Source organism: Solimonas soli DSM 21787 (assembly GCF_000474945.1).
Taxonomy (GTDB): Bacteria; Pseudomonadota; Gammaproteobacteria; order Nevskiales; family Nevskiaceae; genus Solimonas; species Solimonas soli.
The window spans coordinates 1-14,034 of sequence record NZ_AXDW01000017.1 but is presented as its reverse complement, the minus strand read 5'-3'; the positions used below and the strand labels follow the sequence as shown (position 1 = coordinate 14,034).

The window sequence follows — 14,034 nt, the reverse complement described above, 5'->3', positions numbered from 1 at the left end:
CAGCCTCTCGTCGGGGCGTAGCGCAGCCTGGTAGCGCACTTCCTTGGGGTGGAAGTGGTCGGAGGTTCAAATCCTCTCGCCCCGACCAATCAATTCTTCGACCTTTCACCCTCGCCGCGCGTGCGGTGCCGGAGCTTGTTCGCCTGCGGCGAACCCTGCGCTGACGCTCCGGGCTCCGCGCCCGCTGCGCGGGTGCTCGCTCGATGCCGATGGCATCGTCAAATCCTCTCGCCCAGACCCGCCAATTCTTCGAATTTCCGCGGTGTTCGCTCCGCGCAGCGGCGCCGTGCGACGAGCCTGTGCGGCACAGGTCGGATGGCGGCCGTCCATGTCCGCCGCCGTCTCCCGCCCGCGTCGAGCGCGGCGATGGGCGCGGACGGTCGATTCGCATCGACCGTTGGTCAGCCGGTTCGCCGTTCAGGCTGCGAAGGCCCGCACCAGCAAGGCCTCGAACGGCGTCTGCGCCGACAGCGTTCCGTAATTGAGCCCGTGCTCGCCGCCGAGACGGCTGGCGCACCAGGTGCTGGCGACGTCGTCATTGCCGGCGCGCAGCAGAATCGCTGCCTGCAGGGCCAGCGCGATGCGCTCGACCACCATGCGCGAGCGCAGTTCAAGCGTCGTGCGATCGTCGAAGGCCTCGGTCAGCCAGTGAATCTCGCGATCGAGATCGGCGTGCGCGCCGCGCGCGCCGAGCAGCTCCGCGAACAGGGCTTCGCGCGTTTCCGGCTCCTTGCCGATGGCGCGCAGCACGTCGAGGCACTGGATATTGCCGCTGCCCTCCCAGATCGAATTGAGCGGCGCCTGACGGTAGAGGCGCGGCATTGGGCCGTCCTCGACGTAGCCGGCGCCGCCGAGACATTCCTGCGCCTCGTTGACCAGCGGCGGGCAGCGCTTGCAGATCCAGTACTTGCCGATCGCCGTGGCGATGCGCGCGAAGGCGGCCTCGCCGGCGTCGCGCGGCGCCGCATCGACGGCGCGCGCCACGCGCAGGGTCAGCGCCGTCGCCGCTTCGGTCTCGAGCGCGAGATCGGCGAGCACGTTGCGCATCAGGGGCTGATCGATGAGCAGCTTGCCGAACGCCTTGCGATGGCGCGCGTGATGCACGGCCTGCACCGTCGCCTGTCGCATGAGGCTCGCCGAGCCGATCATGCAGTCGAGGCGCGTCAGCGCCACCATCTCGAGAATCGTCGACACGCCGCGGCCTTCCTCGCCGACGCGCTCGGCCCAGGCACCGAGGAATTCGACCTCGCTCGACGCGTTGCTCCAGTCGCCGAGCTTGTCCTTCAGGCGCTGGATGTGGATCGCGTTGCGCGAGCCGTCCGGCCGCAGCTTCGGCATCAGGAAGCAGGTCAGGCCGGCATCCACGTAGGCGAGCACCAGCCAGGCATCGCACATCGGCGCCGAGAAGAACCATTTGTGGCCGACGATCTCGTACGAACCGTCCGCCTGCGCATACGCCTTCGTGCTGTTGGCGCGCACGTCCGAGCCGCCCTGCTTCTCGGTCATGCCCATGCCCATGGTGCAGCCCTTCTTCTGAGCGAATGGCAGCAGGCGCGGGTCGTACTCATACGAATGGATCTGCGGCAGCCAGCGCCTGGCGACGTCCGGCGAATGCGCGAGCGCCGGCGCTGCGGCGTGCGTCATGGTCAGCGGGCAGCTGCTGCCGGCCTCGGCCTGATTGTGCAGATACGAGATCGCGGCGCGGGCGACGTGCGCGCCCGGCTTGTCGGCGTTGCGCCAGGCGAAGGCATGCACGCCGTACTGCATGCCGAGCTGCATGACGCGGTGGTAGGCCGGATGGAATTCGATCTCGTCGATGCGGTGGCCATAGCGGTCGTAGGCCCTCAGCTTCGGCTTGTTCTCGTTGGCCGCGTAGCCGAGCGCGATCATCTCGCCGCCCGTCACGGCGCCGTAGGCGGACAGATGCGCCTCGGCCCAGCCGCCGCCTTCGCGCGCCACCGCCTCGCGCAGGGCGGGATCGCTCAGATAGGCGTTGTAGTCGAGCAGCGGCGGCGCCTGGTTGTCGACGCTGTGCGTCAGGAATCGTTCGGCATGAGTCATCGGTGTCCTCCATGGGCCGAGAATAGTCGCGCCGGCGGGCCGCCGCATTCGCCGCCACGGTCCGGCGTGGCCGTCGTTGCGGCCAGATGCGGCTTGCCGGACAGGGTCTTGCGTGACATATGAAAATCATTATCATTTACGCGGCCGGGTTCTCCTCCCCCCGGCCGACTCGCCACCTCCACGGCACGCCCCGCCGCCGGCAGCTCTCCTTTCGATGTGGCCCTGCGCCACATCCGCGTTCACGCGCGAGCGCTGCCGGAGCCACGAGATGACGATCATCGATGCAATCGCCTGGACCCTGATGGCCGCCGCGCTCCTGCGCAGCCTGCGCGAGGCGCGCGACGAGCACGAGCGGTCCGTCAAGCTCGAACACTGGCTGGCGGCGGTCATGCTCAACGGCACCGCGCTCGCCCTGTGGAACGTCAGCGTCGGCCCGCTGGTCGCCTTTCAGCACTGGCTGATCGCACTCGGCGCGCTGTGCGGGCTCCGCGTCCTGCTGCAGAGCCTGCGCCGTCACGCCGGCGCCCTGCGTCCGCTGCAGCGCGCCGTGCCGACGGCAAGCGCCGCGTTCGGCCTGCTGTGGCTCTACGCGCTGCGCCCCTGATGCGTCGCCGCGGCGGTCGTCCACGGACCTGGCAGGGCCGCGGGCCTGCGCTCATCGCGCATGGCGCGGGCCGTCCGCTGCGTCCTGCGCTCCGCGCGGCGGCCAGAAGAATTCGCCGGGCCGCGCGATGAAGCGCCGGCCGAGCGTGCGCAGCAGCGCGCGCCGATCCTCGAAGCGCACCTGCTGCGCACGCAGGGCGACGCGCAGCGCCAGCGAAAAACTCACCGTCAGATTGATCAGGCCGATACCGACAATGCCGAGCGCCAGCAGCGCTCCGTCGCGCCAGCCGATGTTCCAGTCCAGCGCCACCAGCGAGTAGCCGGCGTAGGCCGACGAGAAGGTCACGTGCCGGATGTCGAGCGGCAGGCCGACGATGAAGCCGAGCGTGCCCATCGAACCGAGCATGCAGCCGAAGAAGAAATTGCCCGCCAGCGCGCCGAGATGATTCTCGAGATACGCGGCCAGCCGCGCGAGACGCGCCGGGCCGAGCAGGCGGCGCAGCGCGCGCACCTGCTGCAGGCGCTGCGGGATGCGGTTGTAGACCGCCTTGTTGTCGAAGTAGCCGGAGATCAGGCCGGAGAGAAACAGACAGACGCCGGCGATCGCCGCGTGCAGCCAGGCCAGGCTGGCGATCGGATTCTGGTCGTGCAGCAGGTGCCGCGCCTTGTCGACGCCGACGAGAGGGTGGCCGGTGTTGGCGTAGACCGCCATCGCCAGTGCCACCGGCACGGCGAACGCGAACAGCACGTTGCCGAAGATCGCCACCAGCTGCGTGCGCAGCGTGCGCACGATCTGCTCGACCAGCGGCCCGAGGCGGTCCCTGCCTTCGGCATTGGCGATGCTGGCGGCAAGATACGAGGCGGTCATCGCCGGCTGCTTGGTGGCGATGGTGAAATGCAGCAGATAGATGAGCACGAAGCCGAGTCCGTAGTTGAGGCTGTAGAGCAGGGCGGTGATCAGCGGCGAATGCGGTGTCGCGCCCATCGCCAGCTTGAGCAGGGCCATGAACGGCACGATGAAGCCGGCCCCGAGCGCCGAGCGCAACATCGCGAAGTATTCGCGCCGCGTCGCCGTCACGTAGTGCTCGCCGGTCTTGCTGGCGTTCTCGGTGATGCGCGCGGCGAGCAGCTCGCTGATCTGCCGCCACATCTGCGGCACGCTGTTGCGCTGGTTCTCCGCACGCACCAGCACCTTGAAGAAGCCGACGCGCAGCACATTGAGTTCGTGCGCCGGCCGGTCCTCGAGCAGGCGCAGCAGCAGGCGCAGGCGTTCGAGGTTCTGCGACAGGCGCACCAGCAGCACCGTCAGGCTGATGCTGGCGCCGCTCTGCGCCGCCTGCTTGCGCACCTTGACGACGATCTCGCGGCACTGCTCGAGCAGCACCAGCAGGTGCTTGTCGTCGAGCGTCGCCGCGCCCGGCTCCGCCGCCGCTTTCTTGCGCGCTTCGAGAAAGGCGTGCAGCTCGACGTTCTGGGTCAGGAACGGCGACTCGTAGCGCTCGATCGCCGGATGGTTGCGCACCAGCTCCGGTTCCAGGCCGATCGCGGCGATGCGGTACGAGATGACCTGCAGCGCCTCGAGAATCGGCAGCGTCATGGCCGGCCGCTCGCCGGCCGCGCTCGCCGAGAAATCCAGGGCGTCGAGCAAGGCGATCCACACCGTGTCGTCGACGGCATCGATCCACTGATGATCGCGCGCGTCGTCGAACAGGTAATGCAGGCAGTCCTTCAGCTCGTCCGGCCGCCATTCCTCGGGCAGCACGCGATCGGTGAGGCGGCGCCACAGCGCCGCGACCAGGCCCTCGTGGGCGAGCACGCCGGATTCGGTCAGCAGGCGCAAGGGCTGGCGCGTGCCGAGCAGCCAGAGCAGCGCTTCGCGCAGGGCCGCGCGCTGCGCCGGATTCTCGCGCACGCGCTGGGTCAGGTTGACCAGCTGGGCGCGCGCCACGTTGGCGAGCTGCGGACGCGCCGGCCGCACCGCGGCGATCAGCGCGCGCAGCGCCGGCAGGCGCCGCGCTTCATCGGCGGCGATCAGGCCCTGCAGCGCGGTGTCGAGCGCGCGAGCGCGCTGCGCGGCGTCGGGCAGGCCGGACCACCAGCGGCGCAGGGTCATGCGCCTGCGCGCCGGCGCCTGCGGATCGGCATCGTCGGGCGGCGGCACGGCGGGCAGCGGGGCGGAAGCGTTCATGTCCGGCAAGGCTGGCACAGAACGCCGGGCGCCGGAATCGCCTGACCGCCACTTGGGGAACCGCTGGCGCATGGAGTAAGGTCTCGCCGATTCGGCGGTTCCGCTGACGACTGACGCTATGCCCAGAGTTCTGACGATCGAAGACGACGAGGTCACGGCACGAGAGATCATGGCCGAGCTCGCCGTGCACGGCATCGAGGTCGAGTGGATCGACAACGGCCGCGAGGGCCTGGTCAAGGCGGTCAGCCATCAGTACGACGCCATCACGCTCGACCGCATGCTGCCCGGCCTCGACGGCCTCGCCATCGTCACCACCATGCGCCAGGTCGGCGTCGAGACGCCGGTGCTGATGCTCAGCGCGCTGTCCGACGTCGACGAGCGCGTGCGCGGCCTGCGCGCCGGCGGCGACGACTACATGACCAAGCCGTTCACGCCCGACGAGATGGCGGCGCGCGTCGAGGTGCTGATGCGGCGCAGCCGCAGCGCCGCGCCGGCCACCGAACTGCGCGTCGGCGATCTCGAACTGAACCTGATGACGCGCACCGCGCGCCGCGACGGCGTCGAGCTGGAACTGCTGCCGACCGAGTTCCGCCTGCTCGAATTCATGATGCGCAACGCCGGCCAGGTGCTGACGCGCATGATGATCTTCGAGACCGTGTGGGGCTTCCATTTCGACCCGGGCACCAACCTGATCGACGTGCACATCGGCCGCCTGCGCAAGAAGGTGGACCGCGCCGGCCTGCCGCCGCTGATCCGCACGGTGCGCGGCTCCGGCTACATGATCGCCGAGGCGGGCTGAATCATGTCGCCGTTCGACAGCGACCTGCGCGCGACGGCACGCCCGGAGACGCGCGCCGCCGATGCCGCGGCCGCGCCGCGCGCGTCATGGCGCTCGTCCTCGACGCGCCTGCTGCTGATCTACGGCGCGCTGTTCGTGCTGTGGAGCACGGTGCTGATCGGCGTCGTGCATTGGGAGACGCGCAGCTACCTGTCGACCGTGGTCGACGAGATTCTCGAGCAGCGCGCGCACTATCTGAGTTCGATCGAGCGCGCGCGGCTGCCGGATGCGATGGCCGCGGCAAGCCAGGTCGACCTGCAGGGCGTGATGGCCTACGGCCTGTTCGCGCCGGACGGCCGCTACCGCAGCGGCAACATCACGCAGCTGCCCGGCGGCCTGCCGGTCGACGGCCGCGTGCGCCTGCTGCGCGACGGGATCGAGCGCAGCGATCGCCGCGACAGCCGCCACGCCGCCGTGCGCGCGCTGGCGCTGCGCCTGGACGGCGGCGAGGTGATGGTGCTGGCGCGCAGCACGCGCGTCCTCGATCAGGTCGGCGTGATCCTGCGCCAGAGCCTGCTGTGGGCGCTGTCGCTGACCCTGATTCCCGGCCTGATCGGCGGTTACCTGCTCAGCCGCGGCCCGCTGCGCCGCGTGCGCGCGATCGAAGCCGCCGTGCAGCCGATCATGCGCGGCAATCTCGACCGTCGCCTGCCGGTCAGCCGGCGCCGCGACGAACTCGATCTGCTGGCGAGCATCGTCAACACCATGCTCGCCGAGCTCGAACGCCTGATGGTCGAAGTCAAGGGCGTGTGCGACAACATTGCGCACGACCTGCGCACGCCGCTGACGCGCCTGCGCGCGCAGCTGCACCGCCTGCAGCAGCAGACCGGCGGCGACGACGAACGCGGCGCCCTGATCGAGCACTGCATCGGCGACGTCAATGCCCTGCTGCAGCGCTTCTCGGCGCTGCTGCGCATCTCGGAGATGGAAGACCTGCGGCGCCGCGCCGGCTTCGCCGAGATCGATCTCGGCGCCCTGCTGCGCGACATCCACGACCTCTACGCGCCGCTCGCCGAGGACAAGAGCGTGCAGATCCGGCTCGCGCTCGAATCGGCGCCGCGGATCGCGGCCGATCGCGAGCTGCTGTTCGAGGCGATCAGCAACCTGGTCAGCAACGCCATCAAGTTCACGCCCGGCGGCGGCACCGTGCGCCTGCGCCTGAAGGCGCACGAGAGCGGCGCCAAGATCTGCGTGGTCGACACCGGGCCCGGCATCCCGGCCGGCGAGCGCGACGCCGTGCTGCAGCGCTTCTACCGCAGCGACGGCACGCGGCAGGCGCCGGGCTTCGGGCTCGGCCTCAGCATCGTCTCGGCGATCGTGCGCCTGCACGGCTTCCGTCTCGAGATCAGCGAAGGCGAAGGCGGCGGCACGCGCGTTTCGCTGTTCTGCGTGCCGCAGGACCTGGCGATCGGCGCCGGAACACGCTGATGCGCACCCTCTACATCGCCGACCCGGTCGACGCGCGTCTGCGTCAGGCGCTGCGCCAGGCCGGCCACGCCGTGCACACGCTGCAGCCCGGCGAGGCCGACTGGGCGATCGCCGAGAGCCGCCACCAGGTCATCGTCTGCGATCTCGCCGTGCCGGACCCGGCGCGCATCCGGCGCTGGACCGCGCTGCGCCCGGCGCACGCGGTGCTGCTGGTGATCGGCGGCGAGCACAGTCCGACACCGGCCGCGGCCGTGCTGCGCGCCGGCGCCGATGCCTGCCTGCGGCGACCGCTGGCGTTGATCGAACTCGAGGCGCGCATCCAGGCGCTGCTGCGGCGCGCCGTGATCGGCGCCGGCCATCATTGCCCGCGGGCGCGCTCCTCGCGCCTGACCATCGGCCTGCGCGCGCGCATCGCCAGCTACGGCGACCGCGAACTGACCTTGCCGCCGCGCGAGCATGCCCTGCTGTTCCTGCTCGGCCGCGCCGCCGACAATGCGGTGAGTCGCGACGTGCTGTGGCAGCATCTGTGGTGCGAGGAAAGCGAGCCACGGCCGGAGCGCATCGAGTTGTATGTTTCACGCCTGCGCCGCAAGCTGGCGACGCTCGGCGCGCCGAACGCGCTGCAGACGCTGCGCGGTTTCGGCTACCGGCTGCAGGGCCCGGTTTCGCTGCGCTGAAGCCCTTGTGGCGGACATGAAGTTTTTTTCATGAATCCGACAGCCGCTCGCTAAGCACCGCTGTCCATACTGCGCGCCCTCCCGCTCTCGCAGGATCGGCTCATGCAGGCTCTGGTCAGAATCGCGCTGTCGCGCCCATACACCTTCGTCGTGCTGGCGCTGCTGATCCTGATCGTCGGGCCGCTGTCCTACCTGCGCACGCCGACCGACATCTTCCCCGACATCCGCATTCCGGTGATCGCCGTGGTCTGGCAGTACAGCGGCCTGCCGCCGGACCAGATGGCCGGGCGCATGACCACGCAGTTCGAGCGCGTGCTGACGACCACCGTCAACGACATCGAGCACATCGAGTCGAATTCGCTGGTCGGCTTCGGCATCGTCAAGGTCTTCTTCCAGCCGAACGTCAACATCCAGACCGCCAACGCGCAGGTCACGGCCATCGCGCAGACCCTGCTCAAGCAGCTGCCGGCCGGCACCACGCCGCCGCTGATCCTCAACTACAACGCCTCGACGGTGCCGATCATCCAGCTGGCGCTGTCGGGCACCGGCTTCTCCGAGCAGAACCTCGGCGACCTCGCCCTCAACACGATCCGCACGCAGCTCGTCACCGTGCCGGGCGCCGCGGTGCCGTTCCCGTTCGGCGGCAAGTCGCGGCAGATCATGATCGACATCGACAACGCCAAGCTGCAGGCGCGCGGCCTGTCGCCGCAGGACGTGTCGAACGCGCTCGCCGCGCAGAACCTGATCCTGCCGGTCGGCACGCAGAAGATCGGCAGCTTCGACTACACGGTGAAGCTCAACAACTCGCCGCTCGGCTTCGACGAACTCAACGATCTGCCGATCAAGGCGGTCAACGGCACCAACGTCTACATCCGCGACGTCGCCTACGTGCACGACGGCAATGCCGTGCAGAGCAACATCGTGCACGTCAACGACGGGCGCTCGGTGCTGATCACCGTGTTCAAGAACGGCGCGGTGTCGACGCTCGACATCGTCGACGGCATCCGCAAGCGCGTCGAGGAGCTCAAGGATCTGGTGCCGGACGGCCTGAAGATGGACCTGATCGGCGACCAGTCGCTGTTCGTGCGCGGCGCCGTCAGCGGCGTGATCCGCGAAGGCGCCATCGCCGCGGCGCTGACCAGCCTGATGATGCTGCTGTTCCTCGGCTCCTGGCGCTCGACGGTGATCATCGCCGTGTCGATCCCGCTGTCGGTGCTCGGCGCGATCACCTTGCTGTCGCTGTCCGGGCAGACGCTGAACATCATGACGCTCGGCGGCCTCGCGCTCGCGGTCGGCATTCTCGTCGACGACGCCACGGTGACGATCGAGAACATCAACTGGCATCTCGAGCAGGGCAAGGACGTCGAGACCGCGATTCTCGACGGCGCCCAGCAGATCGTCACGCCGGCCTTCGTGTCGCTGCTGTGCATCTGCATCGTCTTCGTGCCGATGTTCTTCCTCGAAGGCATCGCCGGCTTCCTGTTCGTGCCGATGGCGATGTCGGTGATGTTCGCGATGCTGTGCTCCTTCCTGCTGTCGCGCACGCTGGTGCCGACCATGGCGAAGTACCTGCTCCAGCCGCACGGCGGCGCGCACGGCCACGAGGAAAAGCCCGTCTCGCGCAATCCGCTGGTGCGGTTCCAGCGCAGCTTCGAGGCGCGCTTCGAGGGCCTGCGGCACGGCTATCACGGCCTGCTGGCGCTGGCCCTGCATCATCGCCGCGTGTTCGTGCCGGGCTTCCTGGCCTTCGTCGCGCTGTCGATGCTGCTGGTGCCCTTCCTCGGCCGCAATTTCTTCCCGTCGGTCGATTCCGGCGCGATCCTGCTCCACGCGCGCGTGCCGGTCGGCACGCGCCTGGAGGAAACCTCGCAGCGCTTCGCGCACATCGAGCAGGCGATCCGCAAGGTGATTCCGCCGGACGAGCTGGCGGCGATCGCCGACAACATCGGCCTGCCGATCTCCGGCATCAACAACACCTACAACAACACCGGCACCATCGGCCCGCAGGACGGCGACATCCAGATCGCGCTCAAGGCGGATCACCGGCCGACCGCCGAATATGTGCAGCGGCTGCGCGAGGAACTGCCGCGCCAGTTTCCCGGCGTGACGTTCTCCTTCCTGCCCGCCGACATCGTCAGCCAGATCCTCAACTTCGGCGCGCCGGCGCCGATCGACCTGCAGATCCGCGGCCCGCACGAGGACGCCAACTTCGCTTACGCCCGCACGCTGCTGCGCAAGCTGCGCCTGGTGCCGGGCGTCGCCGACGCGCGCATCCAGCAGTCGCAGCGCTATCCGACGTTGAACATCGCCATGGACCGCTCGCGCGCGCAACAGGCCGGCGCCACCGCCAGGGATGTCACCAACAGCATGGTGATCTCGCTGGTCGGCTCCAGCCAGGTGTCGCCGACCTTCTGGCTGAACCCGCAGAACGGCGTGTCCTACCCGATCGTCGCGCAGGTGCCGCAGTACAGGCTCGATTCCCTCTCCGATCTGCAGTCGCTGCCGATCGCCACGGCCGACGGCACGCAGATCCTCGGCAGCATGGCGACCATCCAGCGCGACATGAGCGACGCCGTCGTCACGCACCGCGACATCATGTCGGTAGTCGACATCTACGCGACGCCGCAGGGCCGCGATCTCGGTGCCGTGGCCTCCGACATGCAGAAGGTCATCGCCGACAGCGCGCACGACGCGCCGAAGGCGACGACCGCCACGCTGCGCGGCCAGGTGATGACGATGAACCAGGCCTTCTCCGGCCTGCTGTTCGGCCTGCTCGGCGCCGTGGTACTGATCTATTTCCTGATCGTCATCAACTTCCAGTCCTGGGCCGATCCGTTCGTCATCATCACCGCGCTGCCGGCGGCGCTGGCCGGCATCGTCTGGATGCTGTTCACCACGCACACCACGCTGTCGGTGCCGGCGCTGACCGGCGCGATCATGTGCATGGGCGTGGCGACCGCCAACTCGATCCTGGTCATCGCCTTCGCGCGCGAGCGCCTCGACCATCTCGGCGATGCCACGCAGGCCGCGCTCGAGGCCGGCTTCGTGCGCTTCCGTCCGGTGCTGATGACGGCGCTGGCCATGGTCATCGGCATGCTGCCGATGGCGCTCGGTCTCGGCGAGGGCGGCGAGCAGAACGCGCCGCTCGGCCGCGCCGTCATCGGCGGCCTGATCTTCGCCACCGCCGCCACGCTGATCTTCGTGCCGGTGGTGTTCAGCATCGTCCACGCGCGCCACCGGCGCGCCACGCCCTCACCGTCCGCCCCCGCGGGAGAAGCCCATGTCGCCCACTAACTCCTCCGCACCGACGCCCGTCGCGCCGCGCGGCCTGCGCACCGCCGGCATCGTCGCCGTCGTCGTGCTGGCGGCGATCGTCGCCATCGGCCTGACGACGCGCGCGCGCAGCGCCAGCCAGCTGCGCGAGTGGACGGACGCGCACGCCATCCCGACCGTCACCGTGGTCACGCCGCAGCCGGCCGGCGCGGCGGCGAGCCTGCAGCTGCCGGGCCGCCTCGAGGCCTACGCGCAGGCGCCGATCTACGCGCGCGCCAACGGCTATCTGAAAAGCTGGAGCGCCGACATCGGCACGCCGGTGAAGGCCGGCCAGGTGCTCGCCGAGATCGAAGCGCCGGATCTCGACCAGCAGCTCGCGCAGGCACGCGCCGATCTCGCCAAGGCCGAAGCCGACGCCGAACTCGCGACGAGCACCGCCAAGCGCTGGCAGTCGATGCTCGGCAGCGACGCCGTCTCGCAGCAGGAAGTCGACGAGAAGACCGGTGATGCCGCCGCCAAGCAGGCCGCCGCCGCCTCGGCGCGCGCCAATCTCGAACGCCTGGTCGCGACGCAGGGCTTCAAGCGCGTGCTGGCGCCGTTCGACGGCGTGATCACCGCGCGCAACACCGACGTCGGCGCGCTGATCGGCACGAGCGGCAGCGGCACGCCGCTGTTCACCATCGCCGACACCCGCACGCTGCGCGTCTACGTGCAGGTGCCGCAGGTCTACATGCCGTCGATCCAGATCGGCCAGGCCGCGCGGCTGACGGTGCCGGAGTATCCGGGCCGCAGCTTCGACGCGCGCATCGAGAGCACGGCGCGCGCGGTCAGCGCGACGTCCGGCGCGACGCTCGTGCAGATGGCCGTCGACAACCATGACGGCGCCCTGCTCGCCGGCGGCTACGCCGACGTCAGCATCGCCCTGCCCGGCGGCGCCAAGGGCAGCAGCGTGCCCGCCAGCGCGTTGATCTTCGACGCCAGCGGCATGCACGTGGCGACGCTCGGCGCCGACGACAAGGTGGCGATGAAGCCGATCACCATCACGCGCGATCTCGGCAAGCTCGTCGAAGTGTCCGGCCTCGACGCCGGCGCACGCATCATCGACAGCCCGCCGGATTCGCTGCTCGAAGGCGACACGGTGCGTGTCGCCGAAAAGCCCGCGCCGGGCCACGCCGAGGGGCCGGCCGCCGCGCCCGCGCCGAAGAAGAGCTGAAACCATGCACGCGCCCTTCCGCATCGCGCTGCGGCCGCTGCTCGGCACGCTGACGCTGTCGGCGCTCGCGGCCTGCTCGTTCGCGCCGCAGTACGAAGTGCCGGCCGTGCCGGTCGGCGAGCACTACAAGGAAGCCGCCGACGGCGACTGGACACCCGCCACGCCGGCCGATCATCTGCCGCGCGGCCGCTGGTGGACCTTGTACGGCGACGCCGATCTGAACGCGCTCGTCGATGGCCTCAATCGCAACAGCCCGAATCTCGCCGCCGCGCTCGCGCGCTACGACCAGGCCAAGGCCTATCGCGACCAGGCGCAGGCAGCGCTGTTCCCGAGCTTCTCGCTCGGCGGTAAGGTCGAGCGCGATCGCAGCGCCGAGCTGCAGCCGCCGAGCGGCTCGCTGCCCGAGCACTACGGCAACAACACGCTCGGCGTGTCGGCGAGCTATGAGCTCGATCTCTGGGGCCGCGTGCGCAATGCCGTGAAGGCCGGCAATGCGAACTTCGCGGCGGCCGGCGCCGATCTCGAATCGGCGCGCCTCTCGCTGCAGGCCCAGCTGGTCGACGATTATCTGCAGCTGCGCGGCCTCGACATCGCCGGCCAGCTGCTGCGCGACACCGCCATCACCTACCAGAAGGCGCTGGAGCTGACGCAGTCGCGGCAGACCGCCGGCGTCGCCTCCGGGCTCGACGTCGCCCGCGCGCGCACGCAGCTGCAGGCGGCGAAGGCGCAGGTCGAAACCACGGCCGCGCAGCGCGCCGTGCTCGAACACGCGATCGCCGTGCTGATCGGCGAATCGCCGTCGACTTTCACGCTCGAGCCGCGCACCGACAAGCTCGACGTGCCGAGCATCCCGACCGACGTGCCGGCAAGCCTTCTGCAGCGCCGCCCGGACGTCGCCGCTGCCGAGCGGCGCACGGCCGCCGCCAACGCCAATGTCGGCATCGCGCGCGCCGCGTGGTTCCCGACCTTCAGCCTCGGCGGCAGCGTCGGCTACGCGAGCTACGAGCGCACCGACTGGTTCAAGGCCTCGAACCTGTTCTGGGCCGCCGGTCCGAATCTCGCGCTGACGCTGTTCAACGGCGGCCTGCGCGAAGCACAGATCCGCCAGGCGCGCGCCGCCCTCGACGAAGCCGGCGCCGACTACCGCGCCACCGCCCTCGCCGCCTTCGCGCAGGTCGAAGACAACCTGGCCCTGCTCGCACGCTACAAGACCGCCGCCGAAGAGCAGGCGCTCGCTGTCGAGTCGGCGCAGAAGTCGGTCGATTACGCGATGACGCGCTATCGCGAAGGCGCGACGAACTTCCTCGACGTGACCACCGCGCAAGCCTCGGCGCTCGCCACGCAACGCGACAGCGTGACCATCGACACCAACCGCCTGCGCGCCAGCGTTGCACTGATCCGCGCGCTGGGCGGCGGCTGGTCGGCCGATGCAGGGGCACAACCGCCCACGACGATCGACCCGGCGCCGTAATCGCACACGCGTCCGTCGCCGCGCTTGCAGAGTCCGCCGCGCGCGCCGCAGCGCCCTCCTCACCCGACCCTCTCCTCCCGGTGGGAGGAGAGGGCTCGAAGAAACGCGCCGCTCTTTCAATTCGATCCCCCTCCGCCCGCTCGCGGGGGGAGGGGCCAGGGGAGGTGGGCGCCTGCATCGCGCACCGAACCCGCCGCGCGCGCCGCGGCACCCTCCTCACCCAACCCTCTCCTCCCGTCGGGAGGAGAGGGCTCGAAACCGCACGCCGCGCTCTCAACACCG

9 protein-coding genes and 1 tRNA gene are annotated in these 14,034 nt (G+C 70.0%); 8 read left to right on the top strand and 2 right to left on the bottom strand.

Going from position 1 to position 14,034, the window contains the following annotated elements; translation table 11 throughout:
• Positions 1-11: 11 nt before the first annotated feature.
• Positions 12-88: transfer RNA gene (locus tag K344_RS0109375), tRNA-Pro, on the top strand.
• Between the two features lie 329 nt (positions 89-417).
• Here the strand turns inward: K344_RS0109375 and K344_RS0109370 are convergent.
• Entirely contained in the window at positions 418-2,061 is a 1,644-nt protein-coding gene (locus K344_RS0109370; RefSeq protein WP_028080451.1) for an isovaleryl-CoA dehydrogenase, read from the bottom strand.
• Positions 2,062-2,329: 268 nt separating this feature from the next.
• Between K344_RS0109370 and K344_RS0109365 the strand changes: the two genes are divergently transcribed.
• Positions 2,330-2,665 carry a hypothetical protein gene (locus K344_RS0109365; protein WP_028080450.1) on the top strand — a complete coding sequence of 112 codons (336 nt, stop codon included), beginning with the start codon at positions 2,330-2,332 and terminating at the stop codon, positions 2,663-2,665.
• A gap of 51 nt (positions 2,666-2,716) precedes the next feature.
• Here K344_RS0109365 and K344_RS0109360 read toward each other — a convergent pair whose 3' ends face one another.
• The gene (locus K344_RS0109360; protein WP_245586175.1) at positions 2,717-4,852 is read right to left on the bottom strand and encodes a site-specific recombinase; all 2,136 of its coding nucleotides are present in this window, start codon (positions 4,850-4,852) and stop codon (positions 2,717-2,719) included.
• Positions 4,853-4,970: 118 nt separating this feature from the next.
• Here K344_RS0109360 and K344_RS0109355 point away from each other — a divergent pair, with 118 nt between their 5' ends.
• The 6 genes from K344_RS0109355 (at position 4,971) to K344_RS0109330 (ending at position 13,752) form a co-directional block, all read left to right on the top strand.
• Complete coding sequence (locus tag K344_RS0109355; protein ID WP_028080448.1) at positions 4,971-5,651, top strand: response regulator transcription factor; 681 nt, start codon at positions 4,971-4,973, stop codon at positions 5,649-5,651.
• Between the two features lie 3 nt (positions 5,652-5,654).
• Positions 5,655-7,118 carry a sensor histidine kinase gene (locus tag K344_RS21010; protein ID WP_084197217.1) on the top strand — a complete coding sequence of 488 codons (1,464 nt, stop codon included), beginning with the start codon at positions 5,655-5,657 and terminating at the stop codon, positions 7,116-7,118.
• Positions 7,118-7,795 (top strand): response regulator transcription factor, encoded by a 678-nt coding sequence (locus tag K344_RS22995; RefSeq protein WP_051362076.1) that lies wholly within the window; start codon positions 7,118-7,120, stop codon positions 7,793-7,795. The genes K344_RS21010 and K344_RS22995 overlap by 1 nt, the downstream gene beginning before the upstream one ends.
• A gap of 102 nt (positions 7,796-7,897) precedes the next feature.
• The gene (locus K344_RS0109340) at positions 7,898-11,089 is read left to right on the top strand and encodes an efflux RND transporter permease subunit (protein WP_028080447.1); all 3,192 of its coding nucleotides are present in this window, start codon (positions 7,898-7,900) and stop codon (positions 11,087-11,089) included.
• The gene (locus K344_RS0109335) at positions 11,076-12,281 is read left to right on the top strand and encodes an efflux RND transporter periplasmic adaptor subunit (protein WP_028080446.1); all 1,206 of its coding nucleotides are present in this window, start codon (positions 11,076-11,078) and stop codon (positions 12,279-12,281) included. Before K344_RS0109340 ends, K344_RS0109335 begins: the two co-directional genes overlap by 14 nt.
• Positions 12,282-12,285: 4 nt before the next feature.
• Positions 12,286-13,752, top strand: a complete 1,467-nt coding sequence (locus tag K344_RS0109330) for an efflux transporter outer membrane subunit (RefSeq protein WP_084197215.1) — start codon at positions 12,286-12,288, stop codon at positions 13,750-13,752.
• Positions 13,753-14,034 lie beyond the last annotated feature (282 nt).